A 765-nucleotide genomic window follows, 5' to 3' on the forward strand; every position below is an offset into this window, starting at 1 on the left:
GTGGTCTGCTGACCGGTATTCGTAACGCTGAGCAGCAGCTGACCCGTTGCGAGTACTCTGCCGCGGGCCACCTGGTGAAGATTGTTTCCGCCCTTGGTCATGAAACTGAGTTCACCTATGATTCTGCCGGCCACATGGTGTGCCGCCAGGACCCGGATGGCTCCCGCTGGCGTTTTGAGTACGCTGCTGGCGGTCGACTGGTGGCATCGGTGGACCCTGCCGGTGCTCGTACCGAGTACGAGTACGGTCCGAGCGGTGACATTGTGGCAATGGTTGACCCGCTGGGTCGCCGCATGGAACGTTCCTTTGATACGAACGGCAATATTGACCGCATTACCCTGCCGGGCGGTGCGCAGTTCAGCTACGCCTACGATGGTTTGATGCGCCTGGTGCGCACCATTGACCCCGCCGGTGGCGTGTGGACTCGCGAGTATGATGCCGCAAGCACTCTGACCGCGTTGATTGACCCGACCGGTGTGAGCGTACGTACTTCTGTTGATTCCTCGCGCAAGACCATCACCACTAGTGATGGTGTTGACCGTGTGCGTATCTCGTGTGACCACCTGGGCCGCCCTGTGCGTACCGAGGTTCTCTCCGAGGATCCTGGTCCGCAGGTTAGTGCAGATGCGGACGACCCGACTGTCTCCACGATGGTTTATGACGGCGCGGGTAACCCCGTGCAGGTGCTGGACGCTGAGGGCGGTCTGAGCCGCTACGAGTACAACGGCTCAAACCAGATGGTACGCATGATTTCCCCCGCGGGTC

General features: G+C 60.8%; 1 pseudogene. It reads left to right on the top strand.

Going from position 1 to position 765, the window contains the following annotated elements:
* Nucleotides 1-765: pseudogene (locus HMPREF2944_RS08885) on the top strand (RHS repeat protein); the annotation flags it as partial.

The organism is Rothia sp. HMSC072E10, assembly GCF_001813965.1.
Classification (GTDB): domain Bacteria; phylum Actinomycetota; class Actinomycetes; order Actinomycetales; family Micrococcaceae; genus Rothia; species Rothia mucilaginosa_A.